The following is a 24,226-nucleotide window of genomic DNA, read 5'->3' as shown; positions in this document are numbered from 1 at the left end:
GTCATAATCTCCGGTATGAAGGCAGGAAGCAGGATGATGGATGGGGAATTGAGGATGTATAATTATAAGCCTGCTGCGGCTTGTTCAATGATCTTTTGTTTGCCCCTGGGTGGTATCAGCTTTACCCAATAGTACACAACGGCATCATATCCGTTGGAACGTTTTTTTTCTGATACCGTTAACGGATCTACACCGGAACCGCCTACAGGATTGGTAGCGGGATTCCAGTTGGACCGGATGCTCTTAAAGTATGCAGTTTTACCAGTGATCCGGGTGGCGGCGGTACCGGTTACAAAAAGGATCTTCTTGTCAGTGAAATCAAAATTTTTGCGTATGCCAGCATAGTAAGTATTCAGAAAAGTAGCTTCTATGGCCGTAAGGCGGGCGTCATTGTTTATACCACAGCTATCCGGCACCTGGGCAAACAAGGGCGAACATAGTACGCTTAATATAATAGTGAGTAGTAATTTCATATTTACAATGATAAGCAATTATTCTATTATAAAGAGGCCATCGGGGAGCGGCCTCTTTGTATAAAGAAAGTAAGCTTACTCTATTTTTAAACTCTTTAGCGGGTTGGCCAATGCTGCTTTGTAAGCCTGCAGGCTTACAGTGATGAGCGTGATCATTAATGCAGCTATACCGGCCAGCACATAGACCCACCAGGGAAAACCGTGCGGTATTCATAATGCTGCAGCCAGCTTGCCTATCAGCGTTTCTGTAATGAACGGCTTATTAAAATCATCATCCACAAACCGGAACTCAAATGGAAAACCGGGGTTATTGGCCTGGATAACAGCCGCTACTTTTTCCAGTGCTTTGGTTTGGCTGATGCCGGGCTTAAAACGTATAGTCATTAAAGTGGCAGCATTAGGTACATACAAATAATGCCGGCATACTGGCGCCATACATATCGTTATATACAAAATCTTTGATCACCCCTGCTACCTGCAAGTGCGTTGTATCTACCTGCAGCATACCGCCGGGCTGCCCTTCCTTATCCATTATTTTTGCCAGGCTTTCATTGATGATAATTTCCTTGTTAACAGAACGGCCATCGCTGTAAAAGTCCCTTCCGCTAACCAGCTGCATATGCATGGTGGAAAGATATTCCGGACTTACTGCATTGGAATGAATGAATATTTTATCGTTCAGATCCTTACCAGATCCATTGACAGGAGCTATAGTAGCATTGGCTGGCAGGTTCTTAAAAACACCTGTGACCATAAAAGAGCCGTCCACACTATAACTTTCCTGCACATTCATTTTAATTTTTTTGCCTACCGGATCCTCTTTGGAGGTGGCTATCTTATCTTTACCGGTTATGTCATAACGGTTAGCAATCAATAATTTATATGGGAAGGAACGATGAAAACGTCCGGTTATGATACAACCGGTGTACGTTGGTGAACATAACAGATATTGCTGTAATTTGTACAGCGCAAAGCATTAGTTATGTCCAGGAAACTTTATACCCTCTTAATTTACCTGTTATCACTATCCGCATTAATAGCGCTGCTACAGGGTATTGTGCGTTTTATGGTTGGTAACCAGATATTTAGACTGGAACTATTTAAAAGCAGCTTTCTGGCAATGGATATTATTACGCTTATTGAAGCGGTGTTAATATTAAGCTACTATCGCAGCCGGCATTACTGGTTTGCCTTTTGCACTGGTATTGCTCTGGCCCTTTCAACACTCTGTTATGGCATTGTCGTGTATTCAGCGCTTGCCTGGGGAAGCCTGATACAATATGTTATACCCATGTCTTACATACTGCTAGGCGTTAGTATTATATATGGGACAGCCCTTATATTTTCACAGGCCCGGAAGCAATTCTGGCTAAAAGCAGCGGGTATTTTTATATTCTTCAATGGACTTGTTCTTGTCTTTGCCTTTCTCTGGATCACAAAACTGAGTAGTAATACATCAGAACGTATTACCCAATGGAGCTACCTGGCTAACGGTGTGGTACCTGTATTACTCATCCTGCATTTCCTGAAGGAACGAAGCACGATTCAGGAGGTAGGAACTGCATTGCCCTCCATAACAATAAAGGAAAAAGTTTTCAGGATAGCTGCTATACTTAGCTGGTTAGTAGCATTACCACTTAGCATATTGCTTTTGGAAGAAGCTGGTTCATCTATACACTGGGCCAATTACAACTTTAAAAAAACCAGGGAGCTGGCGGAGTTGTTCGAAGCCCGGATCTTTATTAACCATCATGGAGATACATTACGCTATCGCCTGTTAAAACCGCTTGGTTATGATACCTCCGGGAAATACCCGCTGGTTATATCCCTGCCTTATGGTGGGCAGCCGGGAACAGATACCATCAGGCAAATAGAGGGAGCAGGAGCAGCCCAGCTATTATCAAGTGATACCAACCGGAAAAAATATCCTGCATTTCTCTTTGTGCCTAATTGCCCGCCAGGTTCAGGATGGGGAGGGATCCCGGGTTATCCGTCAGTGGATTCTCTTGTATATGAAGCCATAACATCGTTGGATGAACAGTATAAGATAGACCCCAAAAGACGTTATGTAACAGGAATTTCCAGGGGAGGATATGGCACATGGAATTTCATATGCATACGCCCGGACCTGTTTGCAGCGGCTATACCCATTTGCGGGGGAGGCAATCCCTTGCTTGCTCCAAGAGCTGCAGCGGTAGCGGTTTGGGCTTTTCACGGTGCAAAGGACAGAAATGTTCCCGTAAAAGGATCCCGGGATATGATCGCGGCTATCAGAAAAGCCGGCGGAAGACCTAAGTATACGGAATACGCACATGAAGGACATAATATTGGCTACCAGGTAGAGATAACACCCGGCCTGTGGGATTGGTTATTTGCTCAACAAAAAAAGTGATTAATCTATTTCCGGCTCCACTCCTCATGCAGCGGTTTGCCGTCAGAGCTTTTACCGCTATGTTCCCATTTATTACCATTCACACTGCCTTTAAAGCTAAGCGAAGCCCCTACCCGGTTATTATCCCGTGAGAAGTATTCTATCTTCTCCGTATACTCGTTATTTTCAAACGTGTAGCTACCGCCGCCGGTGCCAAAGAACTCGCCGGTTTCCGTATTAATGGCCACCCACTGGAATTTGCTGCCGGTTAATATTTTAATGGTTTTGCGTGCGCCGGATGGCATATTGTTCATTTTGCCATTGGCTTCGCGGGCCGTGATCTGCCAGCGGCCGGCCAGTGCTGCAACACCATCATCCACCCTGGTAAAGACAAGCTTTTTGCCGCCCAGGGTAAGGGCTAGCTGATCGCCCTCAAAAGCAGCTGCAGCATCCGGGTGCTGTCCTACCTGCGCCTTATCTGCAGAGTTAAATTCTATTGTAGTAGTGGCATTGCCCTCAGTGGTACCCTGCCAGGTGCCGCCCATGGTAGATATAAAAGCAGCGGGTGTGTAGGTGGTAATAGTAAAATAGTCGGGGGTAACCAGCATGATGGTGGTAGTAGAATCTGTTTTCACCTGCCAGGCCCCTTCTGCTGATTGTGCTTTTAACTGTTGTATACCCAACAGGAACAGCATAAACAGCATACCTGTTTTTGCAAATATTTTCATGAACGTGAATTTGCAAATGAATATACGAAAATAAGATGTCCTAACCTGTAGTCAAAAATAGCTATAACTGCTGGCCGCCTGTTTCCCCCAGGCAGCTTTTAATAACCGCCAGCAGGTTGGCAGAGGTGAACGGCTTTTCCACCAAAGCGGTTGCGCCGCATTGTTTGGCCATCACGTCCATATTACGCGTACCGGAAATAATGATCACCGGAACGTCTTTTGTGAGCGGGCCGTTCTTAAGGTGCTGGCAGATCTCACACTCATTTAATGTCAGGAAACGGCTATGGATGATGAACAGGTCCGGTATAGGAAAATCGTATTTTAATAACTGGCTATCGGATGATACATGTTCTATTGCATAGCCGTGGTCCGGCAATAATTTCCTGTAAAAGAAAACCGTTTCAGTATTCCGCTCTATAATTAATATAGTTTTTTCCATTGCAGTAATCCCAGATAGTTATCGAATATAAATCCCCCCTAATGATGCATATTACCGGCAGGTATACCGGTAAAGACTTGCTGGCAAAGGCCTGGTGTTGTAACGTATAAAATAATGGCTGCCACAGCCAGATCCCTGTGTATCTGTCAGTATCCAAACAATTAAATGTACAGCGGGCGTATCATCTAAGCAGGGAGCAATGGCGTAGAAAGATCTTCTCCGGTTTGTAGCGGTGTGTTAAAGTGAGAAAGGAATCGAGGGATAAAACAGAACAGACCGTAATGCCTGTCAGAAAGAAAATGAGGGGTAATAAAAACAGTTTCCTGGTAAAAGCGTGCCGGTTACCTTCAGTGGCTGCTTCGCGCTTATGAGAGGTCATAGGATGCACCGGCTCATCGTTCCTTTTCCGTTGTTTGATGACCAGCCGGCTCCAGTTCACATCTTCATTCATCGCATTCGCCCAACAGATATTGTGAGACGCCAGGGTAAGGAACGTCCCCATTATCAGTATTTTGAATGCAAAGGCTGATAGTAAAATATAGTTATGAAAAATCTTCCAATTGCTCATAGTCTGTTTCCAACGGGCTCTCAAAATAAGGAAATATTCATAAAATATTCAAAATCCCCCTGCTGCAACAAAAGTGCCGCCTGTAAATACCCATAAATTTGGACTAATTTCAACGCCATGAAAATGTATCAGCAAACACTGGAATTAAGTGCAAGGCCCCGGGGTTTTCATCTTATCACCCCGGAGATCGCGCGTGCCATACCGGAGATCAGCACGCTTCAGGCGGGCATTTGCCAGGTTTTCATACAACATACTTCTGCATCGCTCACCCTGAATGAAAATGCAGACCCTACTGTACGGAAAGATTTTGAAACCTACTTTAATAAAGCAGTTCCGGAAAACGATCCTGATTTTTTGCATAATGACGAAGGCCCGGACGATATGCCTGCCCACCTGAAAGCAGCCCTGCTGGGCAGCTCCGTAATGATCCCTATACGTAACGGGCGCTTTGCGCTGGGTACCTGGCAGGGGGTCTATTTATGCGAGCACCGCAACCACGGCGGCAGAAGAAGAATAGTTATTACGGCCTGGGGAGCATAATTCAGCCGCTTACCGTGCCGGTGCTGGCAGGCTCGCGCCTTCTTTGCAGCCAGGAGGTAAAGATGGTATAAAACACCGCCAGTATAATAGCGCCTTTGAACATTCCCGTAAAACCCCAGGCTGCCAGCCCGCCTATTACGCCCAGGAACAATACCAGGAAGGGCAGCTTACCACCGCTTTTGGCAATGAGGATGGGTTTTAGGATGCCATCAATTACCAGTAAAAAAGCTGCATAGATGGCCAGGAATATGGCCATACCGGTATGCCCCTGCGCTGCCATCCATACGATCAGCGGCAGCCATACTATCAGCGGGCCTACCTGTATCAATACCAGAAAAAATACCAGCGCAGACAAGGCCAGCTTAAAGTGCAAACCGGCAATAGTAAACCCTATCCAGGAAACAGCGGTAGCAATGAACGCAGTGCCCATTACCCCGATAGACACTCCTTTGATGGCATGCGAGGTAGCTTCCATCATGGTTAAACCATCCCGCCTGCCCAGCAGGTGCTGCAGGGTAGTTTTAACGGGCTGCAATACCTGCTCCCGGCTTACCAGCAAAAAAGCGGAAATAATAATACCCAGTATAAATTGCAGCGCAGTACCTAAAATGCCGGCCCCGCCCAACAGAACATGGCGCAGCGCCAGCCGCAGCTGTTGCTCATAACCGGCCAGCGTTTCCCGGGGATTGTCCTGCAAATGCTGCCAGAAAGCGCTGATGGCCTCCCCGACCAGCGGCAGCTGCGCAATATTGTCCGGCAGGGCCGGCAACCCGTTTGTCTGTATATCTGTGATAATGCGTAAGCCTTCTTTTACATGCCTGCCTAAAGATGCAATGAGGTATACTAGGGGCAGCGCCACAATAACAATGAGCACAATGGAATAAATGACAGCGGCCAGCTTACGCCGGTTTCCCAGCACCCGGGCCAGCCATTCAAAAGGCGCTTCAAACGACACAAAAAAGATCAGCGCAAAAGTGAACACTCCAAAGAACACCTGCAGCACCTCATACAGTGCATACAATAATGCCAGCAGTAATAAAAGCACCAGTACAGTTTCAATAATACTACGCGGCGTGCGTGGATTAGAGATACGCATAAGTTTGATTTAATATCCAGGAAATTAGGGGATGTAAACGGTACCGTAATATCAAATGATCTCTTACTAATGTAACGCATATTCCCGAATGCACAAATGCGGGGTATAATACCCCCGCGGTTTTTATTTATGTCGTTGTGAGCTACTTAACACTTATTATCGGTACCTTTAGGCCCTAAGGGAATACACACCAAATTCTTTTCTATTCTGCTTTCCAGCGTCCCCACTCTTCCTGGCAGTCTTATCATCGAATTTTCCATGTTGTTCCTGGTCATATTATCATGCAATTATTTAAACCTACAACTATAAGATTGCGCTTTTAAAGGGGCTTTATCATAAGCCCCTGGCAGCTGTTTTACTAATTTTTTAATTTATTTATTATGAACTTATACGTATCTAATTTAATGTCGAACGTTACAGAAGACAATTTGAAGAAAGAATTTACTGCTTATGGACAGGTGGCTTCCTGCAAAATAATTATGGACAGGGCCACCGGCACTTCACGCGGTTTTGCATTTGTAGAGATGCCGCAGCAGGCAGAAGCTGAAAAAGCTATGAAGGAACTGGATGGCAAAAACATGGATGGCAAAGGTATTTCTATTACCGAGGCCCGCCAGCGTACGGACCGCCAGGCTTACTAAAAGCCCTGTGCCGGGTAACTGACATACCGTACTGTCTTCCTTAGACTAAACTTAACATATGAGCAACATCCTGATAGTAGATAATGAGATTGGTATTTGCATGCTGTTAAGAAAAATCCTGAGGAAGCAGGGATTTACGGTAGATACGGCCTTATCCGGCAGTACCGGTCTGCGAATGCTGAAAGAAACAGCGTATGATATTATATTCTGTGACTACCAGCTTAAAGATAAAGAGCTGAATGGTGGTATGCTGATGAATAGTATTCATAAGCTGCATCCGCATACTGCAGTGGTCATCATGTCGGCATATCCCAATGTGCGGGTGGCTATACGGATGATCAAAGAGGGCGCTTATGATTACCTGTTAAAACCCTTCAGCGTTGCAGCAGTGCTGGCGCTGACCGGTAAGATCATAAATGATACCAGGTATCCTTTAAAGCATGAGCGCCCTCTTTCCCTTAACCATAATGACCAGTACGTGTATGGGGAAAGCCCTGTTTCCAAAGAGCTATATCACCAGATAGCCATGGTAGCCCCGACCAACTATAGTATTATTATTCTTGGAGAAACGGGTACCGGTAAAGAGGCAGTGGCCAGGCTCATACACCTGCAAAGCAAGCGGGCGCACCAGCCTTTTATTGCCCTTGACTGCGGATCCCTTTCTGACGAGCTGGCGTCCAGCGAGCTTTTTGGTCATGAAAGAGGCGCTTTTACCGGCGCTGCTACGGAACGGAAAGGCGCTTTTGAGCTGGCGCAGGGCGGCTCCCTGTTCCTGGATGAGATCACCAATCTTAGCTATTCTATTCAAACCGCTTTATTACGGGTGATACAGGAGCGGGTAGTAAGGAAGGTGGGCAGCCTGAAAGAAATACCGGTAGATATCAGATTGCTGGCAGCCTCCAATGAAAACCCGGCTGTTGCTGTAGCGCGGGGTGCATTCCGGCTGGATCTGTTTTACCGGCTGAATGAATTCAGCGTTTCTGTACCCTCCCTGCGTTCCCGCCTGGAAGACCTGCCTTTATTTATAGCCACCTTTATGCGCGATACCGCAATAACATTAGGTAAAGAAACGGGCCATTTTTCAGCACAGTCGCTGGCATGCCTGCGTAACTATTCATGGCCGGGCAATATCCGGGAATTGAAAAATGTGATCCGGAAAGCATGCCTGTTAACTACCGATGTACCGGAATGTGATATAACCTCTTTACCTGAAGAGATCATTAATGCCTATAACCCTGTAACGATGGCCCCGCATAGGTCGCCGGCCACAAGGAACCACCTGAAGATAAAAGCCGGGAAAACAACACTCCCGAAAATTATGGTCACTAAAAAACCGGCCGGGAATAATAAAACAAAAGCAGCAGGAGCGCTGCATTTAGACCGCAAAACGTTGTGTGATAAACTTCAACTGCCTGATACGCTGAGTTAGCGGATCATTTTCTTCCCAACAACTTCAACATGCCGGCATGCCGGTAAAGCGCCTGTAAAAAAGTACGCTGCTCATTATAGGGTAATCCGTATTCTTTAGCAGTAGCTTTTACTATTGGTGCTATTTTTCTATAATGTACATGGCATACACCGGTAAACAAATGATGTTCTATCTGGTAATTGAGGCCGCCTATAAACCAGGATAGTACACGGCTACGGGGAGCATAATTGGTAGTATTGACCAGCTCATGGATCGCCCATGAATCTTCCATACGCGGCGTACCATCCACATTTACCGGTAATGAAAAGGGCGATTCCTCCATCACATGCGCGGGCTGAAAAACGCAGGAAAGGAATAATCCCGCTGTAAAGTGCATTAATAAAAATCCAAACACTATTGTATACCAGGGCTGCCCTGATAAGAAAAGAGGCAATACCATGATATATCCGTAATAAAAAACCTTATACAAGGTAATGCTGGATATGGCCTGTTTGAGTGATACCTTTTGCTTGATGAGCAGGTTGTGGTGTTTGTAGCGGATAGCCTGCATATAATCCTTTACCGTCATCCAGAACAGGGTCATGATCATATAAAAACCCCAGGCATAAATATATTGATACCGGTGAAACCAATACCGGGGCTGCCGGGGGGAAAAGCGCAACAGGGTAATGCTGTCAATATCTTCATCCAAGCCCGTTATATTGGTGTAGGTATGATGCAGGATATTATGCTGGATCTTCCAGTTCACGGAGTAGCCGCCTATCATTTCCAGGAGATAACCAATGGAACGGTTCACCTTTTTGTGGGAAGAGAAAGAGCCATGATTCGCATCGTGCATAACTGCTGCGCCAATGCCGCACATTCCCCACCCCATCAGGAACCATAAACCCAGGAAGATCCAGAGATTATTTGCACCTACACCGGTTACCAGTAAAACATAAGGCGCTGTGTACAGCAGCAGCATAACGATGGCCTTTATCCACATGCCGGCATTAGCATAAGGGGAGATCTGCTGTGTTTTGAGATACGCATTAACCTTAGTTAATACTGTTTCATAAAAACTATTTTTGCCGCGGGGCGCAAAACGAACTATATCCAGATTTTCCGGCACCATATAATTAAGATCTGCAAATGTTAACGCAAAAATTATACCCTGATCTGTATTACGTATATTATTTCATTTTTCTGAAACGGCTGGTTAGCCTTACTTCTTCATGATCCAGCTCCTGTTCCAGCATGCGGATGGTATATTCGTTAAAACGGCCTTCTTTATGAAAGGCGATCAGCAGCTTGCGCTGCCATTCTATGATCTCCTGCTGAATGGATAATGAGGTTATATCTGTTACCACAGGCTTTTCAGGCAATCGCCTGGAAAGATCTTCCAATTCTTCTATTATAATAGTATAGCGTTGTTTTAGCCGCTTTATTAATGATCCATCAGCCTTTTCCGGAAGCTGAGTTTCAATAAAGCCGATCACCTGGCCTGCCATTAACAGTCTCATCTCCCGCTCTTCTTTAAAAGGATCGGGGTTAGCTTTTATGCGCAGCATTTTTATAAGCAGGGGAAGTGACAGCCCCTGCACTACCAGGGTAATAAAAATAACAACAAAGGCCAGGAACAGGATCAATGAACGCTGCGCAAAAGCATGTCCGTTACTGAAAGTTAACGGTAATGCCAGCGCGGTGGCCAGGGATACAATTCCGCGGGTGCCGGTCCATGCTATGATCAATACACTTTTCCAGGCGGTGAGCTGACTGCCATCTGCTTTTTTATTTTTACCGCTGCCGTTTATAAGGGGCGAGTAAGCAGCGCCGAATACCCATAATAAGCGGATAATAATTGTAACCCCGCTTACAAGAAGACCGTACATCAAAAGATTAACAATACCATATTTCTTTACGTCTGCCAGGATGGCGGGAAGCTGTAAGCCGATAAGGATGAAAATGAAACCATTGAGCAGGAAGATCATCGTATCCCAAACGGCGCGGTTCCTGATCCGGGTCTGATAAGAATATGCTTCGGGTGCGCGCCAGGATATAATAAGACCGGTACTCACTACTGCCAGTACGCCAGAAGTATGCAGATGTTCTGCTACCAGGTAGGAGATGAATGGCGTTAATAAGGTGAGCGAGGTACTGATAAGGGAATTGTTAAGGATCAGTTTGTGTATATATATCAACAGGAACCCAATGGCTACTCCAATTATGATGCCTCCCGTAACCAGGAGCAAGAAATCTATTCCAGCTTTCCACAGCACAAATGAACCCGTGCCAATGGCTATAATAGCAAAGCGGTATGAGATAAGAGCGGAAGCATCATTAACCAGGCTCTCTCCCTCCAAAATGGTAACGACCCTTTTATTTAATCCCAACCCTTTTGTAATACTGGTGGCTGCTACGGCATCCGGCGGTGATACAATAGCGCCTAAAACAAACGCCAGCGGCCAGGTAAATCCCGGAATTAAAAAATAAGAGGCAATAGCTACTGCGATAGTAGTAAAGAACACTAATATAATAGCCAGCGTAGATATGGGAACAATCTCGGATTTAAAGTCGTGCCAGGAGGTGTGGGAAGCCGCATCATATAAGACCGGGGGCAAAAAAAGCAGGAACACGATCTCAGGGTCCAGCACAAGGGATGGCAATGCCGGTATAAAACCAATAACGATACCTGCTATTACCAGCATCACTGCATTAGACAATCTTGCTTTGTCTGCTACTGCCATTAATGCAAGCAGTACAACAAACAAAATGATCACTATTTCAAAGTTCTCCATAATCTCTTCCCGGCCTGCACTTTAATACCAGGTGTGGCAATAAACATGCCTGTATATATATTTACCGCTTCCAGAGTGCGGACGGTTCTTTATTGCTGATCCATGATCTTCAATGCCTCCCCATCCTTATACTCCTGTATCAGCTGCCGCAGTTGCTGTTTCAGCGTTGCAGTGAGCTGTTTATAAGCTGCCTGTCCATACAGGTTAAACATTTCCTGTGGGTCTTTTTGCAGGTCATATAACTCCCAGGTGTTGGTTTGATCATAGAACCGTACCAGGGTATATTTTTCTGTGCGGATACCGAAGTGCGGGTATACATGGTGCGGCTGTGGAAACTCATAGTAATGATAATAAGCCGCCTTGCGCCAGTTCGTTGTATCTCCTTTCAGCAAGGGCAAAAAAGAGGTGCCCTGCATTTCTGCAGGTGCGGGTACGCCGGCCATATCTAAAATAGCGGGCGCCCAGTCAATATTCACCATCAGCTGCGGAATGGAAGTACCCGGCTGTACTACGCCCGGGTAGCGGATCATAAAGGGGGTGCGTAAAGATTCTTCGTAAATAAAACGTTTATCAAACCAGCCATGCTCTCCTAAATAAAATCCCTGGTCAGAGGCGTAGATCACTACCGTATTTTTTGACAAACCGCTTTGATCCAGGTAATCCAGCAGCCGGCCAATGTTACGGTCCAGTGAGCGGGCGGTGGCTAAATAATCTTTTATATAGCGCTGGTATTTCCATTTTACCAGGGTATCGCCGCTTAGTTTTTTCGCATCAAATTCCTTGCTTACCTTAGCTTCATAATAATCCATGAAGACCTTTTTCTGTTCCGGGTTAAAGCGGTTGTAGATGCCGTTTTTTTCATAATCAGCATGTACTTTCAGGTCTTCTTTCAGGCGCATGGTATTGGCAATGGTCATGTCCTGGTTTTGCGCGGCTATACGGCCTTTATAATCATCTTTAAAATTAGCGGGTAAAGGAAAGTCAACGTTATCATAAGCGCCCAGGTCCTGGAGATCCGGCAGCCATTCGCGGTGCGTAGCCTTTTCCCCTACCACCATAAAAAATGGTTTGCTGGTATCCCGCTGCTGCAGCCAGTTAATAGAAAATTCTGTTATCAGGCTGGTTACATAACCGCTGGAACGGGAAGTATCGCCGCCAATTTTTATAAAGTCAGGATTGTAGTACTGGCCCTGGCCGGGTAAAATATTCCAGTAGTCAAACCCCTGCGGCAGGCTGCCCAGGTGCCACTTCCCTATCCAGGCGGTCTGGTAATTATGCTGCTGCAAAATGCGGGGAAACAGCTCCTGTGAAATATCAAACTTCTTTTCATTCAGCGTATACCCGTTCAGGTGACTATACTTGCCGGTAAGCAGGGTAGCGCGGCTGGGGCCGCAAATCGAATTGCCTACCAGCGCATTCCTGAAAAGGGCGCCTCCCCGTGCAATGCGGTCTATGTTGGGTGTTTGCATCAGCTTACTGCCATATGCGCTGATGGCCTGGTACGCATGATCATCAGACAGGATGAAAATGATATTAGGCTGGGTGGTTTTCTTTTGCGCGTAGCTGCTGATGAACAGCAATAACAGCGCGGGCAAAAGCCGGACAAACTTTTTCATATAATTATTTATCAGTTATCTGTTTCCTACTACCGGGAACTGGGCTATACGCAGCTGTGTACAGCCATAGGGTACCAGTATAATGTCTTCCGGTTCCTGCGCAGCTTCCATATGGTAGGTAACGCTGAAGGGAATGGGGCCTGCCATATCGTTATACAATTGCCAGGATGGAATGCGCCGGGCTTTTGTTTTCAGGATCACCGGTGCATTTTCCAGGTCCCAGGGGTAAGCGGCTATGGTGGTTTGCTTTTCTACGCTGAAGCTGGCTTCCAGCTTATTATCCGGCACTTCTATCAGGCCATAGTTCCAGGGTGTGGTGGGATGAACTTCATAAAATTCCGCACCATAATCTACCGGGTCTTTATCGTTCTTTACCTTTTTTACGGATGTTCCTATTTTCAACGCATAGGTTAAAGGGCCGCGCTCTACCGACATAGAATTTTCATACCAATTCTCTTTAAAAATATGCATGGGCAGCGCCAGCTCCACCACATCGCCGGAAGTCCAGGCGCGGCTGATCTTTACTATCTGATTGCTGTTAGCTTCCTGTAATACCTTGCCGTTCACTTTTACAACAGCTTTTGTACACCATTTGGGTATGCGCAGGTGCAGTGGGAAACTAACGGCTCCTCCTTTATCTGTAGTAATGGTGAATTGAATGGCTTCTTCAAAAGGGTAATTAGTTGTTTCCTTTACGGTAACCTCACGGCCATTGGCTACATGGGCTTTTACTTCGCTGGGTGCGTATAACAATGCCGCCAAACCCTTATCAGCTGTGGCATACCAGAGGTTCTGGGTGAATTTGGGCCAGCCCTGGTGCATGTTGGAAGTGCAGCAGGGATAACCGGAGAGCAAACCATAACATACATCTGTACCGTCATGGTTAATATCAAAATTGCGGATGTGGCGGGAGATCATGACCTGGTTGGCCTGCTGAAAATACTGGCGGTTCATACAATCCGCCGTTACCTGTGTGGGTAATGCATTAAAAGCAATTTTTTCAATATGGTCTGCATACGCTACGCTGCCGGTAATTTCCAGCATGCTTTCCAGCGAAAACATCATTTCCACAGCAGAACATAATTCAGAGCCTTGTGTGGGATTGTTGCCGTGCAGGGCTTCATCGCCACCATACATACCATTGGCCTGCCCGTTAAACTTACGCAGGTCCTGTAATCCTTTATCCGTTGCCGTTATATACTGCTGTTGCGGGTGCTGCTGGTAGTAAATGAGCGGCTCTTTCATGCCCTGGGCCAGGTTTACGCCGTGTATGCTGCCGGGGGTGGCTAACAGACCGCCCTGCAGGAAAGCGCTGGTATAATCAAAGGTTTGTTTGTGCAGCAGATCACCCAGCTGCAGCAGGAATTTATCGCCGGTGATATTGTATAACCAGTATACTACCATCAGGTTATCGCCGCCGCGGTAGCGGGCCCAGAAAGACCAGTGATCCAGCGGTTTTTGCGGCAGCTCTTTTAGCTGGTACTTAAAATACCTGGTCATTAAAGTGATCACACGCGGGTCCTGCGTGGCCATATAGTATTGCTTCAGCACTTTCAGCATCACCATTTTAGGCCACCAGTCGCGGCTGTTATCGCGGTTCAAACCTGCTTCGTAAGGGTAATCTTTGGAAGGACCAAAATAACCATCGGGCTGCTGGCTTTTGATAGCCCATTCCACCCAGGGTTTTACTTTTGCTATCAGCTGCTGATCGTCCAGGATATAGGCCAGCGGCAGCAATCCATCTATCCAGTAAGGGCCCCGCTCCCACTGGTCGCCATCGGCGCCCAGCCAGCCATTGCGCTCATTCATTACTAACGGGTACAGCTCATCCAGCTTACCCGTCATGCCATTTTTCTGGCGTACCAGCATTTCCTTTAACCAGCCCTGTGGTTTAATGGCGCCCAAAGGCAGCTCTATATAAGGGTTTGGGCGCAGGGGTGCGCGGTTAGTGATGTAAGTTTTATCCTGTGCATAGCTATGCACGGAAATGAACATGAGTACCAGTGGAATCAGCCTTCTTATTTTCATCCTGTTCAATGCGTTTGAGCATGAACAAGATAGAAAAATTCCCTAAATATTGATACTGCGTTCCGCTACCAGCGCTTTGCCGGTGTACAGCGCCAGCCCGGTTAACAGCCCGCCTATAATGCCGGAGAGCAGTACTATTACAATGGCGGGTACGGATAATAAAAGGCCCAGCTTATCCAGCACAGCGCCCTGCAAAGCTGCATCGAAGTACAGGTTTGCGCCGGCCCAGGTGAGGAAGCCTGCCAGGAAACCTAATCCAAAACCGGCCCTGCTCCATTTCTTTACAGTCATAACAATGCCCAATGCCCCTACGGGTATAATAAAGCTCCACCAGGGCAGTATGCCTATCATGCGGGTAAGTATAATGAGTATAATGGTGAGCGCAAGGATCTTTATATTATTCAGTATATTCTTTTTCATACGGTCTGTTATTTGGCGGTGTTGAATGTCCAGGTACTGCTGGCCTGTGCTTTGGCTTCTGCACTGTTCATAAAGAACAGCAGCGGATAGTATTTGCCTTTATTCCAGTCTTTGGTAAAATTGTTGTAATACTCGCTGGCCGGGTTACCGGACTGGCCGCCGGGGTAAATGCCGTATGCCTTTGGCCTATCTCCCAGCTCTACGATCATGCGCCAGGATGGGCCCCAGTTGCGGGAGGTAGCATTAATGGCTTCTGACTGGCCGGCGGCAGAAAGGCTCATTTCACTAAAGGCCGGCAGGTTAGTGGGATGCATTAAATTCACTTTATGATAATCGCCCCATTGCTCCCGCCCTTCTTTACGGGTTTTAGTGAAATCGTTTGAGGAGGTGATGAAAGCATCTGTAATAATATCCGATGCATTCTCCTGCTGTGCGGTGCTTTGCAGGTCAAAATACTTGTTATCAGGTTCTTTGCGGATGAGGTCCAGCAGCACCACTTTATCCGGCGGCCGCAGGTAAAAGCGGTAGTTCTTAAACTCATCCCAGGTATAAAAGACGGTGTTGGCCCACCAAATTTCGTACAGGCGTGCTATTTTATCCTTAAAATCGTAATTGCCTTTCCACTTGCTTACGGCATCCAGGTCTTTTTGCTGCTGCGGGTTTAAACGGCTCCTGTTAATTTTGCTTAACAACACCGGCAATGCTTCTGCTGAAAAAGAGTTGGTATTATCCAGCTGAATGGCTTCCATGCCTGCAATATCCAGCTTGTCACTTTTAGATAAAAGCTGCTCTATACGGTTAGCGCGGGTTTCACTGTAATAACCATTATAGTAATAAGGGTAGTTATCGTACGTGGGGTGCTGGTTGGCTGACTGCACGTAATTACATTCCGGGTTATACCGCTGTGGCAAACTATCTACCGGTATATATTTCGTGTACAGGTGTGCGCTGCGGGTGCCGTCCAGTATAAATTTCCCCTGCCCGGCCCATTTAACAGGCATGCTGCCCTGGTGATTAATGGCAATGATGTTATCCTTGCCGGCATAGGTGAAGTTCTGCAGCGGGGTGCTGTAATTGCGGATGGCGGCTTTATAATCATTATAATCAGCTGCTGTGTTCAGCTTAATAAAAGTGTAAAACTCGTTGGAAGGGCGGTGCAGCTCCCAGCGTAATGCCATATCCATCATATCAGGATCCTTGCCGGGGAAGCTGCGGTTGTTCACAATAGGCCCATGCACGCTGCTGTATACGGTATCATAGAAAGGCGCTTCCCCTCTCCTTTTTATTTCTTCTACGCGGTAGGCCAGGTTACGCCACTGTCCATCCAACTCATATTGTTTATAATCATTGGTTATTTTCAGCTTGTACCAGTCCCTTACATCATCACTGCCATTGGTAATGCCCCAGGCTACTTTTTCATTAAAGCCTATGATGATGGCCGGTGCGCCCGGAATGGACACGCCATATACATTCATGCCCGGCGCTGTTAGCTGCATCTCTATCCAGATGTTGGGCAGGCTAAGGCCCAGGTGCGGATCATTGGCCAGGATGGGAAAACCGGACTTTGTTCTTTTGCCGGATACCGCCCAGCTGTTACTGCCCAGGCGCGGGTTATAAGGGCTTTCTGCTATTACGGAGTTGGAAGAAAGAAAGGAATAATCCAGGTACGAGGGTACCTTAAGCGGCGCTGCTGCAGCAAACAGGGCCGGCTTATTTGCATTCATTACCGGGGTACTGTTCTCATAATAATCGGGGTACAGCTTATTAAAATTTTCCTCACCCAGCGCCAGGATCATTTTTGACATAAACAGGTCTTCTTCATATCCCGTCATGTTATTGGCCATGCTTTTCAGTATCAGCACGCTTTTCAGCTCAGTCCAGGGTTCCGGCTCATAACCCAGCATCTTATACTCCAATGGTATTTCCCGGTAGCTCAGCTGGTGTATGTAAGCGTTCACGCCTTTGGTGTAGGCAGTCAGCGCTTCTTTGGTAAGAGGATTGGCATTTATTACTTTCAGCGATTGTTTGGCGGCCTCCAGGATGCCTATCCTGCGCTGGTTACGGTCGTAATCAAAAAAATCTTTCTGGGAAAATATTTCAGCCAGGCGGCCTGCGGAGGCGTAGGTCATAAAATCCATTTGCCATAAACGCAGGCTGGCAGTTACATAACCCTGTGCAAAATACAGGTCGCTGTTATTTTGTGCATAAATGTGCGGTACCTTGCGTTTGTCAAAGTATACCTGTACCGGCGCTTTCAGCTCTTTTCCCGGGATGGATAATGCGGCGGCATTCAAACGGCCTTCATCCTCATTTTGCACTGCGCCAATAAAGGGATCCAGCAGCTTGCCCAATGGGGGCACCATAAACATTTGGCGCGACAGTGCAAAAACAAGCATCACTAATGCGGCCAGCGGAAATACCGCATCTTTATTTATTTTTTTCATCATTACGTTTTTTCTAGTTACTTACCTTGGTGCGTTTCTTCTCATCTTCTGATGCGGTGTTGATCCGTTTGTTGGATGCCTTACCACGGCCAAAGCGGTAGGTAAAGCTCAGGGTTACCACGCGGGTATCAAACATCAGGTTCCAGTACTGGTTCAGATTCTGATAATGGTCTACTGAATTACGGTTCTCTGAATTAAAAATGTTGCTGGCATTCAGCGCAATGTTACCGCGGTTAGCCAGCACCAGGTATTTTAAGCCGGCTCCCACACTGTAGTAACCATCATAGGTTTCTGCTACCATTTTACGCTGGCTCATGTAGCGGAATGCTACTTCTGCTGATAATTTGCTGGTAATAAAAAAGCTGTTATTGGCGTTGAACATCACTGTGGGAGTGCCATTGTTATCCAGCACAAAATCTTTTGCGGTGCCTTTGAACGACTGGTTAAAAATTGCAAAGGTATTATTGGTGGCCAGCCAGTTAGTAAGCTTTTTTGAGTAAATGATATCCAGCTCCCACACTTCTGCTTTGTTTACATTACTGGGTATGCGGGTTACGGTTTGCTTATTATCATCCAGGAAGGCCAGCGTGGTTATATAATTTTTGGTATGTTCATATGCCACCGTTACAAATAACGCATCCTTATAAGCATAGGTAAATTCATTGCCTAAAACTATCTGCGGGCGCAGGTTGGGATTACCCTTAAAATAGGTAGTGGCAGAAAGCGGGCGGCGGAAGGGAATCATATCCGCATAGGCTGCACGGTCTGTTCTGCGGGTTACTTTCAGGTTTAAGATGTTCTGATCATTGATCTTATAATCTACGAACAGGGAGGGGAACAGCTGCACATAGTTGCGTTTTACTTCCGCATTAATATAATGCTGCTCTACGGTGCTCCAGGTATGCTCCCCACGCAGGCCCAGCTGAATGGTGAACTTTTTGATCTGCTGATCCACATTCACATACAGGGCATTAATGTTCTCATTATTGATGGTATAATCGCTCCGGGATGAATCCAGCTCATTATGCCCGCTTTCATTATTAAAGAATTTATTATCGTTCACAGCCCTTACGTAGCTTGATTTCCAGCCAAATTCCAGGTGACCGTTACCCAGGGGCTGGGAATAGTCGGCCTTAGCGGCGTAAATATCCAGCTTGCGGTTCCCATCCAGCAGGGAAAGCTCCTGGTTCATGAACTTATCATTGGCATCAAAATAATTATTGGTAATATTTTGCTGCGGATCACTGTAATAATGTGCATAATCCAGGTCAGCGGAGAACTCTTTACCGATGGTATCTATCTGGTGCACCAGGTGTGCGCTGGCGTTGTAATTATAGGGTTTGCTTTTATTGAGGCTGTTAAAATCCAGCCGGTTTGTTTTTACATACTGCGCGTCCTTTTCATCGGTATTGGCCATTAAGCGCACGTTATTGGTTTGCAGCGCGCCGGTACCGGATACAGTGAGCGTAGTTCTTTTGGAAAGGTACAGGTCAATACCTGCCAGCGGCGTGAATGTTTTAGTGGTGGTAATGGTGTTACTGTTGGAAACCTGCTGCAGCAGGAAAGTATTATCGCCGTTAAAGATATCGCTGACAATACCGCGTTTAAAAAAATTCTGTGTTTTCACATAAGTGCCGCTCACAAATAAGTTATAGGCCTTGTTCTTATAGCTCATGTTAAAGCCACCATTGTAGCGGGGATAGCCACCCTGTCCGTAGCTGCCGTTCACCGTGCCGTTCCAGCCTTCTTTCTTGTTCTTTTTCCTGATGATGTTAATAACACCGCCGCTACCGCCCGCATCAAACTTAGCAGAGGGTTTGGCCATGATCTCAATTTTCTGGATGGAGGAGGAGGATGTGCCTCTTAATAAATTCGCCAGGTCTTCGGAAGATAAAAAGGTGGCCTTACCATCAATGAACACATTTACGTTCGACTTGCCGTTCAGCTGTATCTGCCCGCTGGGCGATACTACCACACCGGGCAGCTTATCCATCATTTCCAGGGCGGTAGAACCGGCGCCAATAATGCTGTTCTCCACATTCACCACGGTTTTATCCAGCTTGCGTTCTATAAAAGGCACCTGTCCTTTTACCACTACTTCTCCCAGGTTCTTGGTGGCTGTTCTTAGAGTAAGCACACCCAGGTCTGTAGTGCGGGTGGCGCTGCTGATCTGTAAACCGGTTCTGCTGATCTTTTCAAAACCGATCAGGTTCACCTCCAGGAAGTAATTGCCGTCCTTTATACCTTCAATGGAAAACAAGCCCTGCTCATTACTTAAGGTGGTTTTATAAATTCCGGAATCGGAAGTGTTCCTTAATAAAATGGTGGCATTGATCACAGCTGCGTTCTGCTCACTTACCAGGCTGCCTGTAATGCTGCCTGTGGTTTGGGCCTGCAGGCCGGTAGCAGATAACAGCAATACCAGCAGGGCTGCGCCGGTGTACCATGGCATAAGGGAACGGGTGATCTTTTCAATAACTATTCTCATAATTAAATGTTGGTGTTTTTACCTGCCGGGTTCACAGGTATGGGTCTATATGGGTTTTCAGTTAACGATTCCTGCCGCAGGGCGTTTGCCCTGCTGTACCAAGTGCCAATTATGTCAGCCATTGCCTGGGGGTGCCGGTGAATAAAGAAATGGTTTCCATCCAGGATCTCTGTGCTGAAACCGGCCTTTGTGAACCTGGACCAGTTGACTATGTCGTCCACATCCTCTTCCTGGGTTCCCATCACAGCACAAAGTGGGGCTCTTACTACCGTTTCATTTGTTATTTCATTTCTCTCAGCAATTTCAAAGTCGGCTCGCAGAATGGGCTCAAAGAAGTTAAACAGCTCTTCGTTCTCAATAAGCTCAGGGGGTACACCGCCCAGTTTCTGCAGCTCTGCTACAAAGTTTTCATGATCCAGTAAATATAGGTTTCTTTTTTTACGATTTTCCAATGCCGGACCTGCATTTCCACTCACAATTATACAGCTGGGGAACTTACCTGCTTTTTCCAGCATATAAGCTACGCGCAGGGCAAGATAGGCGCCCATGCTATGCCCGTACAATACGAAGCGGGGCGATGTTAGCTGCGCGGTTATTTGCCGGTACATATCTGCGGCGGCCAGCTCGAAATTTTTCAGCAGGGGCTCGCTCATTCGTTTTCCACGGCCCGGCAATTCCAGGGAAACCACCTCAAATTCCCGTAAAAACTGCAGCATGGAGGCGAAGGAATACCGGTTACCTCCTGCAAAATGCAGTAAAAATAATTGTGCCTGTTTCATACGTTCATTCATTGATATACGCTTACACTTTCTGCGATTAATTTGCCGTAATCCATTTTATATAACTTATCTGCGCAGTGATAATATTTATCATCGTGGGTAATAGCTATAATGGTAAACCCTTCTTTTTTAAGCAGGGGAATGATCTCTGTATAAAATTTTCTCCGGAAATAAGGGTCCTGGTCAGCGGCCCATTCATCCATTACCAGGATAGGTTTTTCTTCCAGCAGGGCGGCTATCAGGGCCAGGCGTTTCCGCTGCCCGGTAGAAAGGTCTGTAGTGGAGAAGACACCTTTTTCCATGGTTACCTTATCTTCTATTTCAAAAAGCTGCAGGTAATACTCCCATTTTTCCATATTCACATTTTCCAGGCCCACCAGCTCATTGAACAGGTAAAAATCGCTGAACACCACTGCAAAGGCAGTGCGGTAATCCGGGTAATTATCTTCATCCACCAGTATATTGTTATACCGGATGCCGCCGGCAGATGGTATGCGCAAGCCCAGCACCGTATGTACAAAGGTGGTTTTGCCGCTGCCATTGCCGCCATAAATAAAAATGGTATCGCCTTTCTGGATCTCAAAGTTCACCGGCCCAATGCCAAAAGCTTTATCCTGCTCCCCGTAATAATATTCCAGGTTATGTACCGTGATCTGCTCAAATTCATCATTAAAAATGGTGGGCTCCCGCAGCGCCGGCGGCTGGCTCGCGGCTTCCAGCTTGGCTTTCAGGTCAAACAAATGTGTGGAGGCCACCCGGGCACGCGCCAGGGCAGGTAACAGCACCATAATGGTTTCTATAGAACCCAGTAAATACAACAAGGTGAACACAAAGCTTACCGTATCCTTCGTATTGATCTTCAGCGCTACGCTGAAGAAAACAAGGATGGAAGAAATAAGCACGTAGAACAGCACCTGCCCGGTGATCTGGTTGGTCAGAAAACCTGCATAGGCATTGGTATTGTTCGTATACGCTTCTTTAGCAACAGTATTAATGCGGGTATTAAAAATGTAGGCGCCTTTGCGGGGCTCCATGTAAATTTCCTTAAAGCCGTCGAGGATGGAATTTAATCCTGCCTGAAACCTGGTTTCCAGGCCGCGGGCGCGCCGGAAGTTTTCCGTATCTGCCTTGGAACGGAGGTGGTAAATAGATACCCCGATGGATGCTACGCCCAGCGTTAACCCAAACAGCAGCATGGAAATAGAGGCCAGGTATACCAGGCAGGAAATAGCCAGCACGGTGGAGGTACAAAAATCAATAATGCTCATGGAGGCCGTGGTAAGGATATTCACATCGCTTACAATAGCGGAATGCACATCTGCCCGGCGGCCGGAGAGCTGCTGGTAATTGGTGTTCAGCACCAGCCTTAAGATCTGTTTGCGGAGATCCCAGAACAGGGTTTGCGAGAGCCGTATAATGGCCAGTGACAAGGTTTTCCTGATCCATACAAATGCCAGGATGATGGACAGGAAAACCAGGATATACTCTTTATTAACCGTGAAATCACCGGCTATAATAAGCCCCATGATCCCCGTTACTGTTTTAATAAAAAGAAAGCTGCACAGGCCGGAAAGGATGCCCAGACACACATATTTCAGGAATCCCCATTTACCCGTCATTGGTAATACTAATTTCAAAATCCGTTTCATGTTTGCTTACTTAAAAAATGATCTGATAATACCTATTCGTATATACGTTTGCGTTTTCCAGCCTGTGCGCCTTAATTAATATTGCTCTTGCGGCTGCTCTTTTTCTTCCAGCACTCCCATTTCATAGAACAGCTCTTTTTCGCCATACAGCCGCTCTGATATAATGTTGTTAGCCCGGCATTCTTTAATGAGCTTATTGGATTGTACAATGGGGTTGGATTCGTCTGTGTACTTGATGGAGCTAATGAACTCCAGCCAGGGTTCCATGCCCATGGCATACACGTACAGCTCTTTAGGCTGGAACACGTCTACCATGGCCTTTCCCCGCTCATAGTTGGAGCCGGCCAGGCGGCGGGAGCCATCCATATCGCGGGGCAGCTCTTCCGTTAACAGCGGTCCGTATAACCAGGAAAGAGGCGCGCCATCGCATTCCATACCCAGGAACAAACTGTCTACCGTGCCTATCATCTTAAACACCTGCTCGTACAGGCGGGCTTCCACGTTGCAGGAGTCTGCCGCAAACAGCAGGGTGTATTTGCCAATGCGTACATGGTGGCACAGCTTGGAGCGGATATCCAGATCGGAATGTTCTCCAATGAAAGGCACGCCGGTGATGCGGGTATGTCCTGATCCCACGGTTTCAAACTCGCCTATTTCCAGCACGTTGTTAAAGCCCAGCATGTTGAACATCATTTTCAGATTAGGATCCTGCAGGGAGCCATTGCCGCCTTTGGGCACTACGATGTGGCCTATACGGTGCCTCAATGATAACAGGGTTTCAAACAGGATATGATCCTGGTGGTTATGGGTGATGATCACATAATCTATCTTATCCGGCAGGTGCGCTTCCGAATAACGGGTTACATCTGTAGAATAGCCGTGGTAGCTGATCACAGGATCTACCAGGATGCTGGTGTCCTTGGTTTCTACCAGGATGCAGGCATGGCCGAAGTAGCGCATACGGATCTTATCGCCGGTATAGGGCGTGTATTCCACCGGCTGCTCCTGGGTAAAAAAGGTGTTAAACAGCTCCCGGTCCTCTTCCTTAATGTCAAAGGCGGCAGCTACTTCCTCTATATCGCCGGGTATTCTTCTCATGCGGCTGATCATATCAATGCCGGCATGTTTGAATGGCACCTGCACATGGATCACATTGGGCTCATTCAAGCGGGGCGTGCTCAGTACAAAAGGACGCTCATCATTATTGGTGATCCACAGGGCTATGCTCTGGGATGCTTCGTTATACAGGGGGCTGTTATACAACAGGCGCTCAAAGAAACGGAAAGAGGGGTAGTTGTTCAGGTCATACACCAGCTCCACATGTCCTTTCAATATCTCCGGCACTTTGCTGTACAGGGTATCCATTGCAAAACCTTTGGCATGTGTTTTCAGCATTCTGTCCAGCTCCACAACGGCTTGTGCAAAGGCTATTTCATGCGCTTTTTTCTCAACGGTTTCTTCTCTTAGCTTGCGGATCTCCTCTACCCGGCCGCCATTCAGGTCCACAAAGGGACCGCCGCGCATTTTGGGGTTCTTAGCTGCAGCGGCATGGATCTGCGGGTTCTGTATATACGAATCCAGGATCTTGAGATGCCGGTTCACAACATTCATGGCAGAGGTGGCGGGTGATATGAGGTGTGCCCATGCATACCATCTGTCAAAAAGGGGTTCTACTACAAGATTTGGTTTTGCATACCAGGTGTTGTTTTTCATACTTATTACTTTAATAGATTGTTGAAT

21 protein-coding genes are annotated in these 24,226 nt (G+C 46.8%); 4 read left to right on the top strand and 17 right to left on the bottom strand.

All coding sequences use genetic code 11. The features are described 5' to 3' along the window. Positions 1 to 62 precede the first annotated feature (62 nt). From KVT36_RS22330 to KVT36_RS22320, 3 genes are all read right to left on the bottom strand, one after another. A complete protein-coding gene (locus KVT36_RS22330) occupies positions 63 to 473 on the bottom strand; it encodes a hypothetical protein (protein WP_217605667.1) in 411 nt (136 codons plus the stop codon). A gap of 210 nt (positions 474 to 683) precedes the next feature. Beyond that, entirely contained in the window at positions 684 to 857 is a 174-nt protein-coding gene (locus KVT36_RS22325) for a hypothetical protein (protein ID WP_217605666.1), read from the bottom strand. Positions 858 to 870: 13 nt separating this feature from the next. Beyond that, positions 871 to 1,347, bottom strand: coding sequence for an ABC transporter permease (locus tag KVT36_RS22320; protein WP_217605665.1), 477 nt, complete (start codon positions 1,345 to 1,347; stop codon positions 871 to 873). A 108-nt stretch (positions 1,348 to 1,455) separates the two neighbouring features. On the opposite strand from KVT36_RS22320, the gene KVT36_RS22315 reads away from it, so the two are divergent. Next, positions 1,456 to 2,865, top strand: coding sequence for a hypothetical protein (locus tag KVT36_RS22315; protein WP_217605664.1), 1,410 nt, complete (start codon positions 1,456 to 1,458; stop codon positions 2,863 to 2,865). 5 nt (positions 2,866 to 2,870) lie between these two features. Here KVT36_RS22315 and KVT36_RS22310 read toward each other — a convergent pair whose 3' ends face one another. From KVT36_RS22310 to KVT36_RS22300, 3 genes are all read right to left on the bottom strand, one after another. Further along, positions 2,871 to 3,572 (bottom strand): hypothetical protein, encoded by a 702-nt coding sequence (locus KVT36_RS22310; protein ID WP_217605663.1) that lies wholly within the window; start codon positions 3,570 to 3,572, stop codon positions 2,871 to 2,873. A gap of 61 nt (positions 3,573 to 3,633) precedes the next feature. Beyond that, positions 3,634 to 4,011: a PleD family two-component system response regulator gene (locus KVT36_RS22305; RefSeq protein WP_217605662.1), complete on the bottom strand. Its 378-nt coding sequence runs from the start codon at positions 4,009 to 4,011 to the stop codon at positions 3,634 to 3,636. Positions 4,012 to 4,192: 181 nt separating this feature from the next. Next, the gene (locus tag KVT36_RS22300) at positions 4,193 to 4,513 is read right to left on the bottom strand and encodes a hypothetical protein (RefSeq protein WP_217605661.1); all 321 of its coding nucleotides are present in this window, start codon (positions 4,511 to 4,513) and stop codon (positions 4,193 to 4,195) included. A 189-nt stretch (positions 4,514 to 4,702) separates the two neighbouring features. On the opposite strand from KVT36_RS22300, the gene KVT36_RS22295 reads away from it, so the two are divergent. Beyond that, the gene (locus tag KVT36_RS22295; RefSeq protein ID WP_368670041.1) at positions 4,703 to 5,119 is read left to right on the top strand and encodes a secondary thiamine-phosphate synthase enzyme YjbQ; all 417 of its coding nucleotides are present in this window, start codon (positions 4,703 to 4,705) and stop codon (positions 5,117 to 5,119) included. A gap of 1 nt (position 5,120) precedes the next feature. On the opposite strand, the gene KVT36_RS22290 is transcribed toward KVT36_RS22295, so the two are convergent. Beyond that, entirely contained in the window at positions 5,121 to 6,215 is a 1,095-nt protein-coding gene (locus KVT36_RS22290) for an AI-2E family transporter (RefSeq protein ID WP_217605659.1), read from the bottom strand. 380 nt (positions 6,216 to 6,595) lie between these two features. Between KVT36_RS22290 and KVT36_RS22285 the strand changes: the two genes are divergently transcribed. Both KVT36_RS22285 and KVT36_RS22280 read left to right on the top strand, forming a co-directional pair. After that, positions 6,596 to 6,856 carry an RNA-binding protein gene (locus KVT36_RS22285; protein ID WP_089915303.1) on the top strand — a complete coding sequence of 87 codons (261 nt, stop codon included), beginning with the start codon at positions 6,596 to 6,598 and terminating at the stop codon, positions 6,854 to 6,856. Between the two features lie 58 nt (positions 6,857 to 6,914). Further along, entirely contained in the window at positions 6,915 to 8,285 is a 1,371-nt protein-coding gene (locus KVT36_RS22280) for a sigma-54 dependent transcriptional regulator (RefSeq protein WP_217605658.1), read from the top strand. Positions 8,286 to 8,289: 4 nt separating this feature from the next. Here KVT36_RS22280 and KVT36_RS22275 read toward each other — a convergent pair whose 3' ends face one another. The 10 genes from KVT36_RS22275 to KVT36_RS22230 form a co-directional block, all read right to left on the bottom strand. Beyond that, on the bottom strand, positions 8,290 to 9,399 hold the full coding sequence (locus tag KVT36_RS22275; protein ID WP_217605657.1) for an acyl-CoA desaturase: 1,110 nt from the start codon (positions 9,397 to 9,399) through the stop codon (positions 8,290 to 8,292). Between the two features lie 58 nt (positions 9,400 to 9,457). Continuing rightward, positions 9,458 to 11,062, bottom strand: a complete 1,605-nt coding sequence (locus KVT36_RS22270; RefSeq protein ID WP_217605656.1) for a Na+/H+ antiporter — start codon at positions 11,060 to 11,062, stop codon at positions 9,458 to 9,460. Positions 11,063 to 11,151: 89 nt separating this feature from the next. After that, positions 11,152 to 12,678 (bottom strand): sulfatase, encoded by a 1,527-nt coding sequence (locus KVT36_RS22265; RefSeq protein WP_217605655.1) that lies wholly within the window; start codon positions 12,676 to 12,678, stop codon positions 11,152 to 11,154. Between the two features lie 15 nt (positions 12,679 to 12,693). Then, complete coding sequence (locus KVT36_RS22260) at positions 12,694 to 14,706, bottom strand: beta-L-arabinofuranosidase domain-containing protein (RefSeq protein ID WP_217605654.1); 2,013 nt, start codon at positions 14,704 to 14,706, stop codon at positions 12,694 to 12,696. Between the two features lie 42 nt (positions 14,707 to 14,748). After that, positions 14,749 to 15,126 (bottom strand): hypothetical protein, encoded by a 378-nt coding sequence (locus KVT36_RS22255; RefSeq protein ID WP_217605653.1) that lies wholly within the window; start codon positions 15,124 to 15,126, stop codon positions 14,749 to 14,751. A gap of 8 nt (positions 15,127 to 15,134) precedes the next feature. Further along, positions 15,135 to 17,570, bottom strand: a complete 2,436-nt coding sequence (locus KVT36_RS22250; protein WP_217605652.1) for a penicillin acylase family protein — start codon at positions 17,568 to 17,570, stop codon at positions 15,135 to 15,137. 13 nt (positions 17,571 to 17,583) lie between these two features. Further along, complete coding sequence (locus KVT36_RS22245) at positions 17,584 to 20,058, bottom strand: outer membrane beta-barrel protein (RefSeq protein ID WP_217605651.1); 2,475 nt, start codon at positions 20,056 to 20,058, stop codon at positions 17,584 to 17,586. Positions 20,059 to 20,060: 2 nt separating this feature from the next. Further along, positions 20,061 to 20,849, bottom strand: a complete 789-nt coding sequence (locus KVT36_RS22240) for a thioesterase II family protein (RefSeq protein ID WP_217605650.1) — start codon at positions 20,847 to 20,849, stop codon at positions 20,061 to 20,063. After that, complete coding sequence (locus tag KVT36_RS22235) at positions 20,846 to 22,486, bottom strand: cyclic peptide export ABC transporter (RefSeq protein ID WP_217605649.1); 1,641 nt, start codon at positions 22,484 to 22,486, stop codon at positions 20,846 to 20,848. The genes KVT36_RS22240 and KVT36_RS22235 overlap by 4 nt, the downstream gene beginning before the upstream one ends. A 75-nt stretch (positions 22,487 to 22,561) precedes the next feature. Further along, on the bottom strand, positions 22,562 to 24,199 hold the full coding sequence (locus KVT36_RS22230; RefSeq protein ID WP_217605648.1) for an MBL fold metallo-hydrolase: 1,638 nt from the start codon (positions 24,197 to 24,199) through the stop codon (positions 22,562 to 22,564). Between the last annotated feature and the right edge of the window lie 27 nt (positions 24,200 to 24,226).

Origin of the sequence: Chitinophaga sp. GbtcB8 (assembly GCF_019091455.1) — a bacterium.
Lineage (GTDB): Bacteria > Bacteroidota > Bacteroidia > Chitinophagales > Chitinophagaceae > Chitinophaga.
Note: the sequence above shows the minus strand (reverse complement) of the source record. Positions and strands in the feature narration are given on the sequence as shown.